Origin of the sequence: Microbulbifer variabilis (assembly GCF_023716485.1) — a bacterium.
GTDB classification, from domain to species: domain Bacteria; phylum Pseudomonadota; class Gammaproteobacteria; order Pseudomonadales; family Cellvibrionaceae; genus Microbulbifer; species Microbulbifer variabilis_B.
The window spans coordinates 1101514-1123821 of record NZ_CP092418.1 but is presented as its reverse complement, the minus strand read 5'-3'; the positions used below and the strand labels follow the sequence as shown (position 1 = coordinate 1123821).

Here is a 22308-nt window from a genome sequence, read left to right as displayed (position 1 = left end):
ATTTAAAGTAACCCAGCAGTAAAAACAACCAATAGGAAAACAATCAGATAAAAGAAATAGAAATGTAAAATATAGCTAGTAGCTACTCGGTGTACTTTGATGGATCCATGGACATACAAGAAGCAATCAAGTTTCTTTTACTGAAGTTATAACCTGAAAGAAGAGCCATCATATTCTCCCTCCCCAAAAGACGACGAGTAATTTCTTTAAGTGATACTCCCTGGCGCCCCAGCTCCTGAGCAGAACTCGACAGGTTAAGCAAGTAATCATACTTTTCTTGAAGCCTTTTCTTACCATTCTCTACCAAACCCCGATGGGGACATAAGATAAGATCAAATTCATATTGAAGTACTTTGCGCATGCTTTTCATCAAAACCGGAATACTCTCATCCTTACGCAACATTTTTAGATGACTGGCCACATAGAGGTCAGCAGTAAAAATCCAGCCCCGGTCTTCCATCAGGTAACAGGTCATATCCTTAGCATGGCCTGGTGCGGCGATAGGTATTGTTTTTTCACCGGCTATACGCAGATCTTTTGGCAATTCGGCTGCTTCAGCCAGCCCGGCAGCTCCCCAAATTAGCCTTTGAATTGGCGGTATACGAAAACCCCGTTTAAGAATTTCTATAGTGGCTTTGGGAGCACGAGGTTGAACTCCTGTCAACTTATAGATAGCGCCGGCATTGCCGCTATGATCCTCATGATGGTGAGTAAGAAGAAGCTGACGAAACGGCTTGTTTTTCACAAACCACTTGACATACTTCCATTGATTGCTAGGCCCTGTATCAATAATGGTATCTTTTAAGCGATAAACAATAAATGTGGTATTGATCCCAAAATCAAATCTGCCAACTCTCTGCGCATCAAGATCTTTGTAGTCAAATGAATCAATGACCGACACACAAGCCTCCCATGCCTGAGACCGAAAAATTGAGAAGACTAGAGATTTAAGATAGTTATACCTCAGCGAGAAGGTCTAGATATCTGATAAAGTAGGGATAAAATTGGTGACAGCATCGACTTATTGAGTCATTAATCTGCTAAAAAGACTACTCCGTGAGTTCCATACGCAATTTCAAGCCAAGCTTGGTGGTAGCACCACTGGTAGTCCAGGCAATCTTTCCGTCACTCCCCACAATAATCATCGTTGGCGTTACTTTGATTCCCCAACGGGAACTTATTCTGCCCACGGGGTCATTGATTGTAGGAAACTTCAGATTGTGCCGGAGCATATATTTCTCTACCTCATCCTCATCACCAGATTGCATGGCAATTCCCAAAACCTGATATTCCCGCGCCAGCTCAGATATTTTGGGAGATACTATACGGCAATAAGGGCACCAGGAGCCCCAAAAGTAAATAAGGACTGGTCCATGAGTTGTCATCTCTTTAAGGTTTAACAAGTTTCCATTTATGGTTTTACCTTCTAGTGGTGGAGCTGTGTCTTTGGGAAGGTCTCGTTGCTGGTAATAGCCAACCGCAGCCATTACCAATATAGCTAGTATAGAAAAGGCTACTATTTTTACCGCCGCCCGGTACCATTGAATTTGCACCGTAAAATTTTCCTATATTTTAAATTTTTCTAGCCAATTTTTGATATCCATCTCACCCTGTACAACTAAGAGTGGCTCAACTCTATCGCTCCTCATCCTCTTCGTTGTTATTACTATCTTCGAACAAATCGACAATCATAAATTCCTGCAATACCTGAGGTAGAAGCTTGGGTCTCTTTGCTCCAGCAGGATACCAAGCATAAACAGGGATTGAGTTGCGCCCTAATGCGGCCAGAGATTCAGTAATTTCTGGGTCTTCTCGAGTCCAATCGGCACGCAGTAACAAAACATTATTATCCTGAAAGAGTTTTAATGTTTCCTCTTTATCAAGCACTCGCTTTTTATTTACCTGACAGGTAACACACCAAGCAGCTGTGTAGTCGACAAACACTGAACGCTTTTCCTGTTGCGCCTGTTTAAGCAGTTCAGGATCATACTTTTGCCATGAAACTAAAGTTTGTATCATTTTCTGATCTGCTCGCTCCATAACCTTAAAAGCTAACGGCAAACTGATAAATAAGAGACCCCAGGAAATTCCCCTAACTAAACCTGTGGAGTTATGTATCATCCAGAGGATAATCGTTGCTATCAGTACCATAGAGGTACCCATTAGCCAACCCATCTCTCCTTCCATTCGACCCAGAATCCAAAGGAGCCAAATTACTGTAGCGTAGAGTGGAAAAGCCAGAAATTGGCGAAGTTTTTCCATCCATGGCCCCGGAGATGGAAGCCTTCTTAGGAGTGATGGACTAACACAGAGAATTAAGAATGGAGCTGCTAAACCAATCCCCATAGAGATAAAGATAAGCATGGCCTCCAGTGGAGGTAATATTGTTGCAGAGCCCAACGCTACGCCCATAAATGGTCCAGTACAGGGTGCAGCAACAAACACTGCAAGGGCACCTGTACCAAAGGTTCCCCCTTTACTCAGGCCTGCAACCTTCACCAAGTGTTGGCCAAATTCAAAGACTCCATGAAAAGACATTGCCATCACCCAAAATAATACAATCAGGCTCAACACCACTTCAGGGGACTGAAGTTGAAAGCCCCACCCTATAGATGCCCCACCTGCTCGAAGTAGTAAAAGTAACAAGCCTAGGATCGTAAAGGTGCTAACCACGCCGGCAGCATAAATGAGCCCTTCCAACGGGCGAGAACCACCGCTATAGCCCTCCCCTATTAAGCCAAGCAGCTTGATTGAAAGAACAGGGAAAACACAGGGCATCAGATTCAATATGACCCCGCCAATAAATGCCGTGAGGATGATCAGCCAAATTGGACGCCACTTCTCAGTAGGTAGAGGGCTACCGAAGGAGACATCATCAAACTTCCAGGCCTGTTTTCCATCACTGATGACAAAACTAGTTACCGCGGGAGTAGTCGCCTCAGGCTGGCGCTGGAAGAGATAGATGAGTGACCAACCATCTCTTCGGACCCTTGGCTTGGCGGGAGAGATGACTTTTCCATCCAGTGGAAAAACCTGTGGTACCTGACCTTTCTCACGTGCTTCAATCAACAGGCGTATGCGGTCTTTTCCTTGAGGAACCAGCGATTTTATCATCCAAGGGCTGCTTTCACTCGAGATAGGCACTCTCTCTGCAAAGTAATCCCTTATTATCAAGTCATCTCCTGTCCATTTGGGCTGCTTCCCAACAGGGCGGATTAAGGTTATGGTGCCACGTCCTGGAATGCACTCGATCTTACACACAAGCCATTCAAGATCCGCTTTCAAAGCGACTTGCTCAGCTCCTGACTTGGGTTTCAGGTCAAAAAGATAGGCAACACTGCTCTCATAACCCAGGTTTGTAAGGTGTTCCACCTTCAAACGAGTTGGAAAAGGCCATTCAATATTTCCTATGCTTGCCCCCGAAGCCTGTATATTAAAACGGGGCGCGGCTCCGGAATCTCCCGGATTTCGCCAATACACGTGCCACTCAGGGTCCACCTCGAAGTAGATACCAATTTTTTCGGTGCGTACTTCTTCAAAGCTAGAAGGGGCCAACCAACGTATACGCACATGATCGCCGAAAGCCTCTTCCTCTGCATAAAGGAAAGAACCATAAAAAAAAGCCAATCCACTAATGATGATTATCAAGACAAACTTGATTTTAAACACACTCTTTTCCTTGGGCCTTATGCCTGGGAAATTTAAAAATGCAATACTGGTTATCTATGAACACTATACTGAGAGATAACCACTTAAGATCAATAAATTGGACGCAGATTACCCCGTCAATATCCCCTTACTAACTTTTGTAATTAGACGCAGGTTCTCGGTTGAGATCTTCGTCAGCCCTTTAAGTTTTTCAATAATCTATAACCATCGCTCCTTAGGCTCCAGGCTGGTCAGAGACCTAAAACTTACTCACAGCTCATCTTGGCACAAAAAAATAGCCGCCGATTAGTCTGGTATTTAGATACTCATCAGCACATAGTAGGAAAATTATTGATTGGAAATAGATATCGAGGCTCTGGCAGACCGCTTACAGATCAACCGCTTGTCAGTCGTTGAATATTATGACGGCGTTCCTTATGCCCTTTCCAGCGCCCATTGCTTTCCATATTGGTCTCTCGCTTATTCAGTATCAATCTTATGGAAAAGGGAGTGACGCCTAAGAAAAAGGCAATTATCTGAAATTTATCAGCAAAATCCGCCAGAATATGTTTTCTGATTTAATGTATCTGCGCTTTTACGGCGAATAGTGCCTCAAAGAGATAGGTAATTTAATCTGACAGACTGTAGAGAAAAACAATAAGAAGCAATAATTCTAGTGAGCACTTATCTTTCAACGCAATGTTTAAGATTTCTTTTATTTCTGGGCTCATAAAGAGTGGAAAAATTATTTATAAAATAACAATGGCACTCTGGAATTGAGTCTTTGGGCGTGAAAACTTGTAAAATTCAACCTAAATTTTCTATGAAAGCTTTAATGATATCATTGATATATAATACCCTTGCACGAGATCGAAAGCCCCCAACACATACTTTCATCTTTAATCTGAAATAGGTCATTACACATACTTATTAAATACAAGCGGGACTTAACTCTTTTTATCCACACTAACAAGATTTACGTAATTTATCTTTTCAATATTCAGCCAATACAGGATGCTCAACATTAACAGGAACCAAATTCTCCAAAAAGTCCTCAGTAGCCAAATCCCAGCAGAAAGTTCTCGCTCGTGCGATACAATCCTCTGATTTGAATGTAAGAGCTTTTTTAATAGCCACCCCAAGATCTTCATCCATAGCACCAACGGGTGCATCGCCAATGATATCTCTTGGCCCGGTGACCGGATAGGCCGCAATTGGCAGGCCACAAGCTAACGCCTCAAGATTCACCAAACCGAAGGTATCTGTTAAAGATGGAAATACAAAAACATCCGCTCCAGCATAACACTCGGTTAATGCCTCTCCCTCTTTTACCCCCAGATAAATCACTTCTGGAAACTCTTTCTTTAATGCATTTAATTGAGGACCATCTCCTACCACCACTTTGGTTCCAGGAATATTAATAGACAAAAATCTATCTAGTGACTTCTCCACAGCAATACGACCAACATTTAACATAATTGGCCTGGGCAGCCCTGAAAAAATTTCAGTTTCAACGGGGTGGAATTTATCCAACTCCACTCCTCGACGCCAGCGAACAATCCTACTAATACCTAAATCTCTTGCTTCTGCCTCCATACTTGTAGTTGTCACCATCGTTTGAGCTGCAGACTGGTGAAAATCCACAAGTAGTCTATGCAACCAACTTACAGGTATTTTGTATCTTAGGGAAACATATTCAGACAATCTTGAAAGCCATGAAGTTGTATATCTTAAACCTCGCTTTTTACAATATCTCCGCATGGAAATACCAATTGGCCCCTCTGTCATAATATGAATAGTATCTGGGGAAAAGTCATCAACAATACGAGCAAGACGGGAACCAGGGAATACTGCAATTCTAATTTCATGATATCCAGGCCAGGGGAAATACCTAAAGTCATCAACAGATAAAAGCTTGACTTCATGCCCTCGAACAGACAATTCTTTTATGGTTTTCTCTAGAACCCGCGATACGCCATTAAGCTGCCTCGGATAGGTATCCGTAGCAATCAATATTTTCATACCATAAAACCTTTATCTAAAGAGAAGAATCGTTTCAAAGCAGCGCCAACAAAATACGAAACCACTAAATAAAGCTTGAAACGATTCCGACACTTACCATTTTGACAAGCAGGGTATTTTTCTCTGATCACAACGACTGGAATATTTCTTTGCCACCTGCTCCACTTCTGATAAAAGCTTATCACTCAGCGTGATCGGCTGTAGCCCCATCTCCAGCAACTGGTCATTAACAGCCAGTAAATCATTTTCTGGAGACTCTTTTCTAGGGTTATCCACATAGGCAATAGCCACGTCTGTTTTATCAGCAATCAACTTCGCCAGATCCCTGACACGATGTATTTCAGTCATCTGGTTCAATATTTTGACCCGATCATCTTTTTCCGGAGGATTTTCTATCGCTAACTGTATACAACGGCAACTATCCTGAATATGGATAAAAGCACGTTTTTGCCCACCGGTACCATGAACTGTAAGGGGATAATTAATCGCAGCCTGCATTAAAAATCGATTCAATACAGTGCCATAATCTCCATCATAATCAAATCGATTGATAAGATACTCATCCCTACGGGTTTGATGTGTTTGTGTGCCCCAAACAATACCCTGATGTAAATCAGTAATACGCAGCCCATCATTTTTATTATAAAAAGCAAACAATAACTGATCCTGAGCCTTAGTCATATGATAGATAGAACCAGGATTTGGAGGATATAAAATTTCCGAACTTACAAATCTACCTTCCTCTTCCACTTGCACCTTGAGGTATCCTTCTGGGATTTTCATGCCTGCAGTGCCGTAACCATAAACACCCATAGTTCCCAGGTGTACAAGATGAATATCCAGCTTACTCTCTACAATCGCGGCAAGAATATCGTTGGTCGCACTCAAATTATTATTAACCGTCAAACGTCTATGGCTTGATGACTTCATCGAATAAGGCGCTGATCGCTGTTCGGCAAAGTGTACAATTGTGTGCGGTTTCTCGGTAACTAATAGCTCTAGCAGCCTGTGATATTCTTTACCGATAGTGATTACAACATGCCGAATATTCTTGCCCGACACCTCTCGCCAAACCCTCAGCCTCTCTCCTAATGGTTGAATAGGCGTGAGCGACTCGACTTCCAGCTCTATATCGGTTTTTCTCCTTGAAAAATCATCGACAATTATAACTTCATAGCCTGCATCAGAAAGATGAAGGGCGGTTGGCCACCCGCAGAATCCATCCCCACCAAGAACCAGTACTTTTCTCACCCTAACCTCATTTATTAGTGACAGAAAAATGACTTCTATTTGAATACACTGAATCAACTATTGATAACGAACTAGATTATCTTCACTAGCGGCATATCCAATCCAAGAGCAAAATCCTTTCGCTTATTGGTTATCTTTATCAGTAATTTCCACTCAAACTTAGCTCACGGATAAAGCCAAGTATCTCTGCTAGAACTATCTCACTGTTTGCAGTGTGAAATATATGGCGTCAAAGTTAAAATAAGCGCCAATCAAAGGGAAATAGCGCCAATCTTCACTTTCTTTGGCTTTTGTGGGAACAGAGTAGATCATTCAGGAATTCAACGTTACTTTGAACAACCTTCAAATTACTAAGCATGTCCCAACCGATCAGACAAGATTTACAATCATTTTTGATTATCTTCACCGGCATAGATCACCACCATTTCATGAGCAACAGACATTTGCACATTCCTTCCACATTCCAATCATGATCAGGAAAACCTGAGCCCATCCACGCAAGGCAGGGCCATCAGAGCTACCAAACCTATTCCTCACATTGAAAAAAACCTGCACTCATAAAAACACGGGACTTTATTATTTGCTGTACGAAAAACTTATGCCTGCCAGATTAAAGTACTGGCCACCATTACCAAGAGGCCCACTGTCATCGAAAAACAACTTTTTAATTTATCTAAATTAATGGGAACTTCACACGCCGAGATGACAACTAAGACACGTAAGACAAATACAAAAGGTCTGTGCAGCAGCGCAGAGGGTTATGGGCAAAAATTAATATCTGGGGTCGTACTTAGGGCATTAGCTCTAGCAGAAAGTTAGCTCTCTAAAAAAGCCAACTATCAGCAAATCTCCCTATTTTTTGAGCCTACTTCCGCAAACGGTTTTCCGTAAGCGGCTTGCAAGGATGCATTTAAGCTTTATTGAAATGCACTTTGTGGGAATAAAAATATCCTCACCAAGAATCTATTTAGCAATTTTTCCTGAGACTGACTGATCAGCCCCTGGATAAATTGCCGCACTTTCTACCCGTGCATTTTCATAAATATACTGCTCCATCCGCATTCTATTTCGTACCGGGAGATATAGCTGATGATTTCCAGAAGACACTTATTGCCTATTTCCCTGGCAATATCGGCCCTAACATTTATTGCACCTCCAGTCCTCGCGGACTTTGGTTCTAAACATGACAAGCATCGGGTACCTAAGAACGCAAGAAAAGGTCCGCGGCCACCCAAGCAACAACCCTTCGATTTCAGTTCAATCTTTAACACCGTCCAGATTCTGGAAGCTGGCGCTGTGGAAATACACCTCGGTGGCCATATTGATCAGGCCACACTGGAAGCAATGGACCCAATTGAGGCCTATGTTCATGCTTTCGAAGAAGGTGATGAGCTATTTGAAATGAACTACAACGCGCTCGATGGGGTAGGTGTCAATGTCGGCAACGGTAAGCGCTTCACCAGTTTTCCGCGCCCTGATCTCAGAGGCCCAAGGGCCTGGGCCAATATTTTGCCCCATCGAGCTACAGGCCCCAACGGTGATTCCTGTATCAGTTGTCACAATGTTCCCGTTGCCGATGGCGGCGGTGGTGTGAACGATAACGTGATCCGTATGGACCCAGAGCGTAAACAAAAAGGCTTTATTGAGCGTAACTCCCCGCACCTGTTCGGCATGGGCGCGGTACAGTTGGTGGCCGAGGAAATGACCACCGAATTACACAACCTCAGGGATCAGGCTGTCGACGACAGTTGTGCCTCCGGTGACAGTGCCACTGTGGAAATGGTAGCCAAAGGGGTGAATTTTGGTGAAATATCCGTTTCCTGTGAAAACGTCAACTACGACAATCTCGCTGGCATTGATACAGATCTTGTTGTGCGCCCCTTTGAGTGGAAGGGACTCACCGGCTTCGTACGTGCTTTTGTGCGAGGTGCTGCGCACCAGGAGCTCGGTATGCAGGCCACCGAACTGGTCGGTGATGCCGATAGCGACTTCGACTCTGTCAGCAACGAACTGAGCGTGGGGGATATCACCGCACTGGCAATCTACAATGCTGCACAACCACGGCCAGTCACCAAGCTCGAATTGAACAGCGTGATTGATACCCTGAATGAAGAGGAAAGGGAAACCTACGGGCTACCTCTCAGTGAGGCAGATATTGCCAGCATTCAAAATGGCGAGGAAATTTTCTCCTCTATCAGCTGCGCCTCCTGCCACTCTCCCGAGATGGAAGTCAGCTCACCAGTATTTTATGAACCGTCGAAACACGCCAGCTATCGCGATGAGACCTACCCAGCGGGCAACATTGCCGGGTTACCCACTACCTCCCTGCAATTTAACCTGCTGACAGATATTCTCGACAACCCTCAGGAGCTACCTTCCGGCCAGACATTGGGACAGTTCGAGGAGTCCGAGAATGGCGGAGCAATTGTACGCCTCTATGGCGACCTGAAGCGCCACGATATGGGCCGAGCCATGGCTGAGGAGTTCGATGAGGGCAACGTGGGTGCCTCGGTATTCCTTACCGAAAACTTGTGGGGAGTAGGCTCCACACCACCCTATCTACACGATGGCCGCGCCACCACCATGACGGAAGCTATTCTGTTTCACGGAGGGGATGCACAATCCAGTAAAGAGCAGTTTGTAGCCCTTAGCGATGCTGACAAAGCCGACCTGCTGAATTTCCTGGATAACCTGGTACTTTACCTGGCTCCAGAGTAAGCCTCTAAAAACCCACAATCTAACCGGGGCGGCCTATCGGTTCGCCCCAACTTCATGCAACCCAGTCGCCCCTTTCACATCTCAGTAAAAATTATGGCGTTGATGCCACTCTGCCAGTGACTCATCTGGATACTCATCGAAATGCTTGTCCGCGGCTCGAATATCCGGCTCTACCCAGGTTTTGGCAAAGGCCAGCATCATATGGGTACGTTCCGGTGGTACGGGAAGTTCACTATCTATCGCAGAGGCAAATGGATGGACCAGATCTGGCCAGCGGGGGTCCCACAACCAAAGCGCACTGCCACAGCGGGAACAAAAATGGCGCTGCGCCGGGCTGGCACTATTGCTGCCAGACTTATCTCGCAATATTGCCTGATACATTGAGATAAACTCCTTCCCCTTTACCGTCAGCGACTGGTAATCCCCTCCCAGGTTAACGGCATAGCCCCCTCCCCCAGCCGTCTTGCGGCAAATCGAACAGTAACAGCGGTTAAATGGGTAAGGTTGTGCACATGTAAGGTTGAATCGCACCGACTGACAGTGACAGGAACCTTTTAGTTTCAATGTAAACTCTCCCCGCTTGTCTTAACTACACCTCCAATGACTGTATCTAGGCTAGACTGGTTAGCGGTCCCACAACCAAGGGTTATGCCGCCATGGCAATAGATAAGCCCGTCAGACACGATAAGTGGCAGGCCCAGGAATATATAAAGGCCTCCTCCATGCAGTGGCGGCACGCCATGGAAGCTATCCAGCGCTGCAACTATCAAGGCGCCAGTACTATCCTCGATGTGGGCTGTGGCGATGGCAGAATCACCCGCTATCTAGCCGAACACCTCAAGAGTGGCAAAATCGTCGGTGTGGACCTCACTGAGGATATGATTCGCCACGCCCGCAAAGCCCACTCCGGCGTACCCAATCTCTCCTTCGAGCAGATGAGCGCCGATGAGATTCAGTTTGATAAGCAGTTCGACATTATTTTTTCATTCAGCTGCTTGCACTGGGTGGCAGACCAGAAGAAAGTCTGGAATGGCTTTTACAAACACTTACGAGAGGATGGCAAGATTGTGGTCGGCTTTCAGGTTGACCATGAGAATTTCTGGGATACGGTATACGAATTCCAAAACAATAATCAATGGCAGTCACATTTTGAGAACTTTCTCGATCCTTACAACCATTATTCCCTAAATGAGATGCGCACTTATATCGAGGAAGCTGGATTTTACCTGCCCAGGATCGATGAAATCCATCATGTGGAAAATTTTGGCACCCAAGACACGCTCACAGCGTTTTTCTTATCTTGGGTGCCTCAATTTCGACATCTGCAGAACTCGCAAAGACAAGAATTCGCCCAACAAGTGATGGATGCCTACTACAAAAAAATACATCCAGTAATGCATAAACATGCTGGAGTACGCATCAAGCGATTTATTATTGAAGCCGTCAAATAAATCGGCATCCATGTATTAATTTTAAAGCTAGTGAACTCAAATCACCCTTAGCTGCTAACTTTTTAGGGCTTAATCATTCTCTGTAAACTTTTGAAAAAGTATCAACAAAATAAAATCACGAACGGGCCATTGTATCTAGGTCCACCTTCAAGCAAGAGGCAATTAAGTTTCTCTTACAAAAGTTGTGGCCAGTTAAAATACTTACCAAGCCCTCTTTTCCCAGCAAACTCTCGCTGATTTGTTCTAATGGCAGCCCTTGCTGATCAAGCTGCTGTGCCTCTGCAGATAAATTCAACAGAAACTCGTACTTCTGCTTTAACTGCTGCCAGCCATTTTCTACAACTCCTCTATGGGGACAGAGAATGACTTCGAAGGAGTACTCCAATACACTTTTGATACTGTTTAACAGGATGGGAATATCCTCATCGATGCGAAGAAACTTTAAGTAATTGGCAATATATAAATCTGCACTGAACAACCAGCCACGCTCAGGCAACAGGTAGCAGGTCATATCTTTGGCATGACCAGGGCTAAATAGGGGCTGCACTTCTTCAGTGCCAATGCGGATATCTTCTGGCAGTGGCGCTACTTCGGCTTTTCCAGCAGTTCCCCAGAATAGTTTTTGCATGGGGGGAATACGAAACCCCCTTTTTAATATCCCTATAGTTAAGTCCGGAGCAAAAGCCTGCACGCCGGTGAGCTTTTGGATAGCACCGGCGTTGCCGCTGTGATCCTCGTGGTGGTGAGTCAGCAATAGTTGTTTTAGCGGTGTATTTTCAATAAACGGCTTAACATATTTCCACTGGTTACTAGGGCCAGTATCTATTACTGTGCCATTAAGCCTATAAACGACAAATGTGGTGTTGACCCCCATATTCAGGCGGCCAACTCGGATTGCCTCCAGGCCCTGATAATTAAATGTTTCTCTTACCGACATGGGGAACTCTCTTACAGATTTTGGAGTATTTTCAGGCAAGTGACACAAGCGGAGAAATTGCAATTTCCTCGAATGTAGGTGACATATCACTACTAATCTCTATAAGGGGACAAGCAAGAAGGCCCAAGTGAGGCATAAATCCCCTAACCCAGTAGTAAACTGTTCTCAAAATACTTCCAGCGACACCACCTCAATCCCTCTTTCCGTGTAGCGCCAACATAAATTGAACCCACACAGCGCCATGCCATAAATTCGCTGTGGATCGTTTTTTTGGTAAGCGGGCCGGGGATCTTGTGCCAGAACCTGCTCAATTAACTTCGGCAAATCAGTGCCCCAGTCATCTTTATAGGCCTTGGCTTGGTGAAGAATCGCTTCCGGGATATTTACAGTGATCAATGCGGGAGCGGCATCGGCAAAAGCGCTTTCAGCATGGTCTAGGGCATCGGCATAGGGCACATAGGGTTTGATATCCAACACAGGTGTGCCGTCTACCAGGTCAGCTCCACCGACAATCAGTTCCACTTTGGGGGAGGTGCGCACTTCCAGTAAACGCACCACGGAAAGACCAATATTATTGGGCCTAAAGGGGGAACGAGTGGCGAGTACACCGAGCTTTTTATTACCACCCAGACGCGGAGGACGGACCTTGGCGGACCATTGCCCGGCAGCCTGGTGAAACTGGAAAACAACCCAGATATGACTGTTTTCCTCCAGCCCCGCTACCGCATCTGCCACATTCAGTGGCGGTAGAAGTTCGATACTGGCCCGGCTGGCATCGGCGAGCAGTGGCTGACGGGGAACACCAAATTTTTCACCAAAACAGGAGTGCACACGGGCAATGGGCTCAACAACCATGGAAAATCCAGACAACCAATAATGAGCCCGATATTTTAAACCAATTGCGGGAATTATTTATCGACACCAGCAATACACAAATATTTTATTTCCATGTAGTCCTCAATACCGTATTTAGAACCTTCCCGTCCCTGACCAGATTCCTTTACACCTCCAAAGGGCGCCATTTCATTGGAGATAATCCCTTCATTCACACCCACCATGCCGTACTCCAGCGCTTCAGACACTCGGCAAACCCGTCCAATATCACGGGAATAGAAATAAGAGGCGAGGCCAAACTCGGTATCATTAGCCATGCGAATCACCTCTTCTTCCGTGGAGAATTTAAACAGTGGTGCCACGGGACCAAAGATTTCCTCTTTAAACAGATTCATTTGCTCAGTGGCATTTCCCAGTATTATGGGTGCATAGAACTGATCGCCCATAGCATCGGGTCCGCCAGCAACCAGAGTTTTCGCACCTTTTTGTAGGGCATCTTCTACCAACCCCTCCACCTTTTCGACCGCTTTGACGGTAATCATAGGGCCAATATCGGTTCCCTCTGCAAAGCCATTCCCCATTGTTAGCGCGTTAACTGCCTGGGCAAATTTCTCCGCGAAAGCCTCGTAAACCCCTTCCTGTACAAAAATACGATTGGCGCAGACACAAGTTTGCCCGGCGTTGCGGTACTTACAGACAATGGCACCTTTCACTGCCTCATCCAGATCCGCATCATCAAAAACAATAAATGGCGCGTTGCCGCCCAGCTCCATGGAGGTTTTCTTCATGGTTTCAGCACACTGCGCCTGCAGTTTCTTACCCACAGCAGTGGAACCGGTAAAGGTAAACTTGCGCACTAGAGGATTCTTCGTCATCTCGGTGCCGATGGCCGGCGCATTTTGACCAACCACAATATTGAAGATACCCGGGGGAATACCCGCTTCCTCCGCCAGTACCGCCAGCGCCAGGGCGGATAATGGCGTCTCATGGGCCGGCTTGGCGATAAATGGACAACCGGCCGCCAGGGCCGGCGCCATCTTGCGGGCGATCATGGCATTGGGGAAATTCCATGGCGTGACTGAACAAGTGACCCCAACAGGTTGCTTGATCACCACGATGCGGCGGTCGTTGGTGGGGGGCGCTATGACATCGCCATAAATGCGCTTAGCCTCCTCGGCAAACCACTCGATATAGTTGGCACCGTAGACTATCTCTGTGCGTGACTCAGAGAGGGGCTTCCCCTGTTCGGCAGTAAGAATTCTGGCTAAGTCCTCGGTGTTATCGATCACCAAGTTGTACCAATGCCGCAGTAACTTGGCCCGCTCCTTAACCGGAGTAGCGGCCCAGTCTGGCCAGGCAACACTGGCCGCCTCAATAGCGCGACGGGTCTCATCGGCACCAAGGTCAGCTATGTTGGCCACTACCTTGCCGGTGGCCGGATCTTTAACGTCGAATGTAGCGCCAGAATCGGCATCGACCCACTGGCCGTTGATATAGGACTGGGTGCGCAATAGCGCGGGTTTTTTCAGCTCCAGCATCGCCATCTCCTGAGGTGTCGTCCATGATCCCGGTCGGATCCGCGATCTACCGCTAAGGATATTAACCCGTAAAATGCCCCCCGCAGTGCAAGACAAGGGGGGGATTGGCGACACTCTGGCTTGTAGGCGTGTGGAACTTTATTTTTTCTTTTTCACAAACTTCATCAGGCGGCGTTTCTTGGCCTTCTGGCGATCACTCAGTTTGTTTTTCTTACCGGCGTAGGGGTTGTCACCGGTACGGAATTCGATTTTCACCGGTGTCCCGTGTAGCTCCAAGGCCTTGCGGAACGTCTTTTCCAGATAACGTACATAGTGCGCAGGCACCTGTTCGGTCTGATTGCCGTGAATAACGATCACCGGCGGGTTCTGGCCGCCCGCATGGGCGTAACGCAGTTTGATACGGTGGCCGTGCACAAGCGGTGGTTGGTGCTCACTTACTGCCCATTGCAGAATACGCGTGAGGTGGTTGGTGGAGAGTTTATCTGTCGCACTCTGGTAGGCGGCCTCGATAGACTCGTACAAATGGCCAACGCCAGTGCCGTGCAGGGCGGAAATAAAGTGCACGTCGGCAAACTCGACAAAACGCAGGCGGCGCTCCAGCTCCGTTTTCACGTAGTCGCGGTGATCTGCCTCCAGGCCATCCCACTTGTTCAGAGCCACCACCAAGGCTCGCCCGGCCTGAATCACGCTGCCCATCAGGTGCATATCCTGGTCCACCAGGCCCTCGCGAGCATCAATCACCAGCACCACCACATTGGCGTCTTCCACCGCCTGCAGGGTTTTGACGATAGAGAACTTCTCCACCGATTCCTTAATGTTCTTGCGTCGGCGAATACCGGCAGTATCGATCAAGGTATAGGGCTTCTCATCGCGCTCATAATTGATATAGACGCTGTCGCGCGTGGTGCCAGGCTGGTCGTATACCACTACGCGGTCCTCGCCGAGCAGGCGGTTGACCAGGGTAGATTTACCCACGTTGGGTCGCCCAACAATGGCAATCTTGATTCCGGTGGCCTCCTCCGGCTCCTCTTCAGCCGCCACCTCAGGGAGATCCTCAACCACGCGCTGCATCAGGCTGCGCACACCACGACCGTGGGTGGCAGTGGTGGGAAAGAGTTCACCGATCCCCAGCTCATAGAAGGGCGCCAGGGCGATATCCGGGTTGACGCCATCGACCTTGTTGGCCACCAGGAAGGTTGGCTTTGAGCGAGTGCGCAACCGGTCTGCGATCATTTCATCCGCCGGGGTCAGGCCATCGCGACTATCCACCAGGAACAGCACGATATCCGCTTCTTCGATAGCCTGCATAGACTGCTGCGCCATGGCCGCATCAATGCCCTCTTCTCCGCCGGTGATACCGCCGGTATCTACGAGAAGTACCTTGCGTCCATCGATTTCGGCCTCGCCATATTTGCGGTCGCGAGTAAGACCGGCGTAATTAGCCACCAAGGCGTCACGGCTCTTGGTAAGACGATTAAACAGTGTGGATTTGCCCACGTTGGGGCGCCCGACCAGGGCGATAACTGGCAGCATAGAATTCTGGCTTTAGCCTAATAAATAAATACAAACGCCCGCACAAGGCGGGCGATTTCAATTCACCTGCGAAGCAGGCTCCTTTTGCGGGCTGGCGCCCAAAAGCGGACTGCCTGTCCGCCACAGCAATATTGCGCGCTTAGCTCCGAGCGAGGGTCAGGGCTACCAACTTGCCGTCATCAGACAGGACAAACAACAGGTCGCCATCCACCAGCATGGGGATACGAATCGAATCGTTATCCACCTCTTCGCGGCCGATAAACTGACCGGAACTGGGGTCAAGCACATGCAGGTAACCTTCCAAGTCGCCGACAATCACAACATCCTGGAAATAAGCCGGGCCACTCAGTTCGCGGCGCAGTAATTCATTATTACTCCAGGCGATCTGGCCAGCGCCCACATTGTAAGCGTATACACTGCCCGAGGCGCCGCTCAGGTACACATGCCCTCCACCAACAGCCACTGAGTGGTTGGTAGAGGCATCACGCGCCCAAAGGCCACGACCGTTTTCCTTGGATAAAGCGACAACACGACCCTGGTAGCTGGCGGCAAACACCAGATCACCGCGCACTACCGGCGACCCATCGATATCCACAACCCGCTCCAATTCAGCAGAACCCTGCGGAATGGCAACGCGTTGTTCCCAGCGGGTGATACCGTCGCGGGCGTCCAGGGCAACCAATTTGCCATTATCGAGACCAGCAATTACCAGACCGCCGCTTATCACGGGGGCCGCGGTGCCGCGGAGAGTCAGTACCGGCAAGGTGGTGGTTTGGCTCCACAACTCTTCACCGCTACTGGCATCCAGGCCCACCAACTTACCGTCAACGGTTTGCAGGACCACAACACTGGATCCTATTGCCGGAGCGGAGACCACTTCACCAGAGACTTGATAGGTCCACAGTTGAGCGCCATTTCGCAAGTCCAGGGCCACCGCACGGCCGCGATAGTCGACAACTACAGCGATACCCAATCCAACACCGACACCACCGCTCAATTCAATATCCAGATCGGTTTCCCACTGGGGCCTACCGCTGCTGCGATCAAAAGCGGTCACTTCACCGTCGCTGCTGGCGGCAATCAGTTTACCGTCAGCCAGACCCGGCTGCAGCATCGCATAACGCTTCTCGTCGATGCTGCCCACATCCGCCGACCAGACTTCGCGCAGCTGAACACTAGGCGCGAAATCGACCAGGTCTACCGGCTCGACATCCTCCTTACTCTCGTTGGAGGCGCAGGCACCCAGAGCTACCGCTAGGGCAACCGCTGCGGTGCGCCCCACAGCGCGATTGAGAAATCCCATTATTCGCCTCCCTCAGGTGCTGGTTCACTTGGTTTCTGCTCTTCGCCAGAGGCCACTGCTAGGCTCTCAACTTTGAGTTGTAGCAGCTGGGTACTGCCCGCTTGCTCTGGTAACAGCTCGGTCAAAGCCTGTTCGTAGGCGCTGCGCGCGCCGGCGTCATCGCCTTTCTGTCGGAGAATATCACCGCGCGTCTCAGAATAGAGGGCGGCAAAGGCCGGGGGCACACTGCCCTCAATCAGCTTCAAAGCTTCATCTGGTTTGCCGCGCGCGGCAATCACCGTGGCCAGGCGGCGCTTGGCCAGCAGCTTCATGGCATCTTCTTTGGAGTTGTCGAGCACCCACTGCAAGTGAGTCTGCGCGACTTCTAGGTCATTCTTTTCCACAGCAATTGCGGCCAGGCGCAGAGAGGCCTGACTAGCGTAGATACGGCTGCCGTACTCGTTTTTCAGCTGCTCGGCGAGTGACTTCGCAGTAGTCAGCTGCTTGTTGTCTGGCTGGTTGTCATTAGCGGATACCGCCTGGATAAAACCTTGGTAAAGGTCCGAGGCCGCCTCAGACTTGGAGCGCTGGTCACCCTGCCACCATTGATAACCAAAGTAGCCGGCTAGAGCCAGGACTATGCCGGTAAGAATGCCCCTGCCGTTTTCCGCCCACCAGCGCTTCAGCGTTTCTATTTGTTCTTGTTCGGTAAGATGCTCAGACATTGGGTAAATCGCCTTTCCTGTGGTTTCTAACTATCCTGGCGGGGGCCACCGCCACCCTGAGTATTTGAATCAGCCCTGCAGCAATGCCGCAAGTTCCGTGAGCGCGAGAGTCTGTTGCTGTTGCTCGGAGCGCAGATATTTCACTGTAATCTGACCATTTGCAGCCTCATCCTCGCCGATAATCAGTGCGTAATCGGCACCGCTTTTATCCGCTTTCTTCATTTGGCTCTTAAAGCTTCCACCTCCGCAGTGCGCCTGTAGACGCAACCATGGTAGCTCGTCGCGCAATTGTTCGGCGGCAGCCAAGGCGGCTGATTGTACATCACCCACCGCCACCAGGTAGGCATCTACTTGCTGCGCCAGACTCTCCGGTAGTACTTCAAGGGTTTCCAACATCAATACCAGGCGCTCGGCACCCAGGCCAAAGCCAACTGCTGGAGTGGGCTTCCCACCCATCTGTTCTACCAAACCATCGTAGCGGCCGCCGGCACAGACAGTGCCCTGGGCACCGAGACTGTCGGTCACCCATTCAAAAACGGTTTTACCGTAGTAATCGAGACCGCGCACCAGTTTGGGGTTGATCTCGTATTTCACCCCTGCTGCATCCAGTAGCTCGCGCAACTGGGCAAAGTGGGCGGCAGATTCCTCATCGAGGAAATCCAATAGACAGGGCGCCTCGGCGAGCAGTTCCTGGGTTTGCGTATTTTTACTGTCGAGAATACGCAAGGGATTGCGCTCCAGGCGGCGTTGGCTGTCCTCGTCCAGCTGCTCGCGGCGCTCGCTTAGGTAGGCCACCAGGGCCTCACGATAGGCTGCGCGGCTGTCGGAGTTGCCCAGGGAGTTCAACTGCAGGGTGACGTGTTCACCGATACCCAGCTGACGCCACAGCCGCGCGGTCATAATCAGGATTTCTGCGTCGATATCCGGCCCTTCGATGCCGAACACTTCCACTCCAAACTGGTGGAACTGGCGCAGACGGCCTTTCTGTGGGCGCTCATAGCGGAACATAGGGCCGAAATACCACAGGCGCTGGGGCTGAATCAGCAGGTTGTTTTGGATCGCTGCGCGCACGGTGCCTGCGGTGCCCTCTGGGCGCAGGGTAACGCTGTCTCCGCTCTTGTCCTCGAAGGTGTACATTTCCTTTTCGACAATATCGGTAGCCTCGCCCACGGCGCGGCTGAACAGCTGGGTTGCCTCCAGAGTCGGCGTACGGATTTCACTGTAGCCGTAGCGGGCAAAGAGTTCACTGAGGGTGGCTTCCACATATTGCCAAACCGGGGACTGTTCCGGCAGCAGGTCGTTCATGCCGCGAATTGCGCGAAGTTGTTTCAACGCTGTTCCTTAAATTTCTAATTACTTAAATCAACGAATAGGGCAGTGCAATAGACGTGCCCGCTACGCTTTGGCGATGATATCTGCCTCGCGCTCGGCCTTGGCAGCGGCCTTTTCGCGAATTAGGCGTTCCAAATCATCCACTAGATTCTCATTTTTGAATTTGCGGTCTGGCTGGCCGTCCACATAAATCGCGTGGCTCGGTGTACCGCCGGTGAGGCCAATATCCGCTTCCTTCGCTTCGCCCGGGCCATTGACGATACAGCCGATCACCGCCACATCCAACGGCGTGGTGACATCTTCAAGGCGCGTCTCCAGCTCGTTCATGGTTTTTACCACATCGAAGTTCTGGCGTGAGCAGCTGGGGCAAGCGATAAAATTGATCCCCTTGCTGCGCAGGCGCAAGCTCTTCAGAAGATCCCAACCTACTTTCACCTCTTCCACCGGGTCTGCCGCCAGGGATACCCGCAAGGTATCGCCAATACCGTCGAGCAGCAGGGCGCCGAGGCCAATTGCGGATTTCACCGTACCGGCTCGCAGGCCGCCGGCTTCTGTAATACCTAGGTGCAAGGGCTGCTCAATTTGCTGGGCCAGTTTGCGATAGGCAGCGGTAGCCATAAAGATGTCCGAGGCTTTCACGCTCACTTTGAAGTCCTGAAAATTCAGGCTATCAAGAATCTCAACATGGCGCAGTGCGGACTCCACCAGTGCATCTGGCGTGGGCTCACCGTATTTTTTTTGCAGGTCTTTTTCCAGAGAGCCCGCGTTTACACCGATACGAATCGGGATGTTCAGATCGCGGGCCTTATCTACCACCGCACGAATACGCTTCTCACGGCCGATATTACCAGGGTTGATGCGCAGGCAATCCACCCCCAGGTCGGCCACTCGCAGAGCAATGCGATAGTCGAAGTGAATATCCGCCACCAGCGGAACATTCACTTGCTTTTTAATTTCCCCGAAAGCCTCAGCGGCCTCCATGCTGGGCACTGAGACCCGTACGATATCCGCACCGGCATTTTCCAGACGCTGGATCTGGCCCACAGTGGCGGCCACATCACAGGTTTCGGTATTGGTCATGCTCTGCACCGAGATCGGTGCATCGCCACCGACCGGTACATTACCCACCATGATCTGGCGCGACTTGCGGCGGACAATGGGAGATTCAAATTGCATAGGGCTGACCTGGCAGTATTGCTGCTAAAAATTCGAGGGGGAGATTATAGAGAGATTGGGCGCAAACCTACAGAGTTCGCGCCCAAACGGCGGAGATCCTTTAATTGCCCACAATAAGGCGGCGGGTGCGGCGATTGCCAATGGGGTCGCTTTCAATCGTTTGCTCGCGGTAAACCACCTTGGTTGCACGGGCATTACCGAGCATCACTTCGAAGGGAGGGCGCCCATCCAGGTTCTTGGAACTGCCGGCTTGCTGAACACCGGCGAGCAGTACAACACCCTCGGCATCCTTTACTTCAACCCAGGAATCCTCGTCGAAACTGAGACGCAGCGCTCCTTGCAACTGTTCATCCAGCTGCGCAACGGTTGCGGGTAGCTGGGCGGTAGCGTCTTCAGCTTGCAGGCTGACCTGGGGTTCAGTAAGCGCATTATGCTTGGGAGTTTGAGCCTCCTCCGCGACATCTTCCCCAGCGGGCTCTAGTTGTTGCGCCGGTGCCTCAGCAACCTGCAACTGGGTTGAACCAGGCTCCGCCAATGCTATTTTATTGATATTTACGGATGGCTCAGCAACGGATAGCTCAGCAGTTTCGGCAGGGGCTGCATTTTGCTCTACTGAGTTCTGCAGACCGGGAATATTTACCGGGCCAACATAGAGCCACCAAAATACAGCGCCCGCCACCACAAATGGCAGGAGAGCCAACAGACCATAGCCGTGTTTACGCGCCGGGCGCAAGGCGTCGGCTTTCATCTCGATACGGCGCGATTCTTTACGCACCTGCTGTTTTGGGCGTGCGGCATCGTAGGCGGTAAGCACAGGAGCGGAGTCAATGCTCAGCTCCCGGCAAATATTGCGAATATAACCCCGCGCATAAACCGCTTCCGGCTGGCGCTCGTAAAGGTCTTCTTCTAACCACTCCACCGTATTGTCGATAATACACAAGCGCCGGGACAGCTCCTCGCGAGACAGCCCGGCCGCCTCGCGCGCAGAGTGCAGTAGCGCACCGGGAGAAGCCTGTGTACTGGATTTGATTTGGCCGCTGTCGCGGTGCACGGAGTTACTATCCGTCATTACCACTCAACTCCTGATATTTCAGTGTTTCCGCAGAGTACGGGTACAGATTTTTTAGCGCAAGAGCATAACTCAGCTCCTTGTCGCGGTTGCCAAACACCTTTTCGATACGTATCCCCAACCATAGGGATTGTGGTGTCTGGCGTTTATTCTCACTGTAACGATCAAGGTACTGTTTGGCCGCAGAATAGTCGCCGGCCTCATATTTAAGCTCCGCCAACTCCAGTAGCGCTACCGGCAGATTGCTGTTGAGAGCGAGCGCACGTGTGTAGGCCCGTTCTGCCTCATCTGCTAAGCCCAGGCGATTGGCAGTGCGGCCATAGTTAACCAGGGCAAAGAAACGGCGGTTATAAGTCAGGTCACTAGAAGCGTGACGAAATTGCTCTAAAGCATCCTCATAGCGCTCCTGCTGGTAAAGGAACACGCCATAGTTTGTGCGCGCCATGGAGAAATTGTCGCTGTAGCGCAGGGCCTTTTTGAAATGGGACTCGGCCACCTTCAATTCGCCATCGGCCTGATACAGCAGAGCCAGGCCATGGTGGGCCATAGGATTCTTCTTGCCCAGCTCCAGCGCCTTGTTGAAGTGGCGGCGAGCCAGCTCGCGGTTCTCTCCACTCTGCAGATAGCGAATACCCAGTTGAACATGGGTTTCCAAAGCCTTCTCCAGATTGACCTCCTGGCGCTCTGGCAAACCAGTGGTTACACACCCTCCCAGTAACACAGTGAGAATCAGGCCTAAGAACCGCAGGCCAAAAGAATTTGCAGACACGACATCACCTGTACATTTATTTT

The 22308-nt window shown here is 49.7% G+C and carries 18 protein-coding genes; 2 read left to right on the top strand and 16 right to left on the bottom strand.

All coding sequences use genetic code 11. The features are described from left to right. Positions 1 to 82: 82 nt before the first annotated feature. From MJO52_RS04915 to MJO52_RS04895, 5 genes are all read right to left on the bottom strand, one after another. Complete coding sequence (locus MJO52_RS04915; protein ID WP_252084832.1) at positions 83 to 901, bottom strand: MBL fold metallo-hydrolase; 819 nt, start codon at positions 899 to 901, stop codon at positions 83 to 85. Positions 902 to 1049: 148 nt separating this feature from the next. Next, a complete protein-coding gene (locus MJO52_RS04910; RefSeq protein ID WP_252084831.1) occupies positions 1050 to 1553 on the bottom strand; it encodes a protein disulfide oxidoreductase in 504 nt (167 codons plus the stop codon). 82 nt (positions 1554 to 1635) lie between these two features. Then, a complete protein-coding gene (locus MJO52_RS04905) occupies positions 1636 to 3669 on the bottom strand; it encodes a protein-disulfide reductase DsbD family protein (protein ID WP_252084830.1) in 2034 nt (677 codons plus the stop codon). 972 nt (positions 3670 to 4641) lie between these two features. Then, a complete protein-coding gene (locus MJO52_RS04900; protein WP_252084829.1) occupies positions 4642 to 5670 on the bottom strand; it encodes a glycosyltransferase family 4 protein in 1029 nt (342 codons plus the stop codon). A 93-nt stretch (positions 5671 to 5763) separates the two neighbouring features. Then, a complete protein-coding gene (locus tag MJO52_RS04895) occupies positions 5764 to 6921 on the bottom strand; it encodes an NAD-dependent epimerase/dehydratase family protein (RefSeq protein WP_252084828.1) in 1158 nt (385 codons plus the stop codon). A 1089-nt stretch (positions 6922 to 8010) separates the two neighbouring features. On the opposite strand from MJO52_RS04895, the gene MJO52_RS04890 reads away from it, so the two are divergent. After that, positions 8011 to 9639 (top strand): di-heme oxidoredictase family protein, encoded by a 1629-nt coding sequence (locus MJO52_RS04890; RefSeq protein WP_252084827.1) that lies wholly within the window; start codon positions 8011 to 8013, stop codon positions 9637 to 9639. 81 nt (positions 9640 to 9720) lie between these two features. On the opposite strand, the gene MJO52_RS04885 is transcribed toward MJO52_RS04890, so the two are convergent. Beyond that, positions 9721 to 10203, bottom strand: a complete 483-nt coding sequence (locus MJO52_RS04885) for a GFA family protein (protein WP_252084826.1) — start codon at positions 10201 to 10203, stop codon at positions 9721 to 9723. 92 nt (positions 10204 to 10295) lie between these two features. On the opposite strand from MJO52_RS04885, the gene MJO52_RS04880 reads away from it, so the two are divergent. Further along, positions 10296 to 11090, top strand: coding sequence for a class I SAM-dependent methyltransferase (locus tag MJO52_RS04880; RefSeq protein WP_252084825.1), 795 nt, complete (start codon positions 10296 to 10298; stop codon positions 11088 to 11090). Between the two features lie 115 nt (positions 11091 to 11205). On the opposite strand, the gene MJO52_RS04875 is transcribed toward MJO52_RS04880, so the two are convergent. The 10 genes from MJO52_RS04875 to pilW all read right to left on the bottom strand — a co-directional run bounded on the left by MJO52_RS04875 (position 11206) and on the right by pilW (position 22285). After that, positions 11206 to 12027 carry an MBL fold metallo-hydrolase gene (locus MJO52_RS04875; RefSeq protein WP_252084824.1) on the bottom strand — a complete coding sequence of 274 codons (822 nt, stop codon included), beginning with the start codon at positions 12025 to 12027 and terminating at the stop codon, positions 11206 to 11208. A 165-nt stretch (positions 12028 to 12192) separates the two neighbouring features. After that, positions 12193 to 12882 (bottom strand): tRNA (N6-threonylcarbamoyladenosine(37)-N6)-methyltransferase TrmO, encoded by a 690-nt coding sequence (tsaA, locus tag MJO52_RS04870; protein WP_252084823.1) that lies wholly within the window; start codon positions 12880 to 12882, stop codon positions 12193 to 12195. Positions 12883 to 12935: 53 nt separating this feature from the next. After that, the gene (locus MJO52_RS04865; protein ID WP_252084822.1) at positions 12936 to 14399 is read right to left on the bottom strand and encodes an NAD-dependent succinate-semialdehyde dehydrogenase; all 1464 of its coding nucleotides are present in this window, start codon (positions 14397 to 14399) and stop codon (positions 12936 to 12938) included. A gap of 138 nt (positions 14400 to 14537) precedes the next feature. Next, positions 14538 to 15932 (bottom strand): ribosome biogenesis GTPase Der, encoded by a 1395-nt coding sequence (gene der, locus MJO52_RS04860; RefSeq protein ID WP_252084821.1) that lies wholly within the window; start codon positions 15930 to 15932, stop codon positions 14538 to 14540. Positions 15933 to 16071: 139 nt separating this feature from the next. Then, positions 16072 to 17235, bottom strand: a complete 1164-nt coding sequence (gene bamB, locus MJO52_RS04855; RefSeq protein ID WP_252084820.1) for an outer membrane protein assembly factor BamB — start codon at positions 17233 to 17235, stop codon at positions 16072 to 16074. Then, positions 17235 to 17939 (bottom strand): YfgM family protein, encoded by a 705-nt coding sequence (locus tag MJO52_RS04850; RefSeq protein ID WP_252084819.1) that lies wholly within the window; start codon positions 17937 to 17939, stop codon positions 17235 to 17237. The genes bamB and MJO52_RS04850 overlap by 1 nt, the downstream gene beginning before the upstream one ends. Positions 17940 to 18008: 69 nt before the next feature. Then, positions 18009 to 19271: a histidine--tRNA ligase gene (gene hisS / locus MJO52_RS04845; RefSeq protein WP_252084818.1), complete on the bottom strand. Its 1263-nt coding sequence runs from the start codon at positions 19269 to 19271 to the stop codon at positions 18009 to 18011. 63 nt (positions 19272 to 19334) lie between these two features. Further along, positions 19335 to 20447 (bottom strand): flavodoxin-dependent (E)-4-hydroxy-3-methylbut-2-enyl-diphosphate synthase, encoded by a 1113-nt coding sequence (gene ispG / locus MJO52_RS04840; RefSeq protein WP_252084817.1) that lies wholly within the window; start codon positions 20445 to 20447, stop codon positions 19335 to 19337. Positions 20448 to 20547: 100 nt separating this feature from the next. Then, positions 20548 to 21516, bottom strand: a complete 969-nt coding sequence (locus tag MJO52_RS04835) for a RodZ domain-containing protein (RefSeq protein ID WP_252084816.1) — start codon at positions 21514 to 21516, stop codon at positions 20548 to 20550. Further along, a complete protein-coding gene (gene pilW / locus MJO52_RS04830) occupies positions 21506 to 22285 on the bottom strand; it encodes a type IV pilus biogenesis/stability protein PilW (RefSeq protein ID WP_252084815.1) in 780 nt (259 codons plus the stop codon). Before pilW ends, MJO52_RS04835 begins: the two co-directional genes overlap by 11 nt. Between the last annotated feature and the right edge of the window lie 23 nt (positions 22286 to 22308).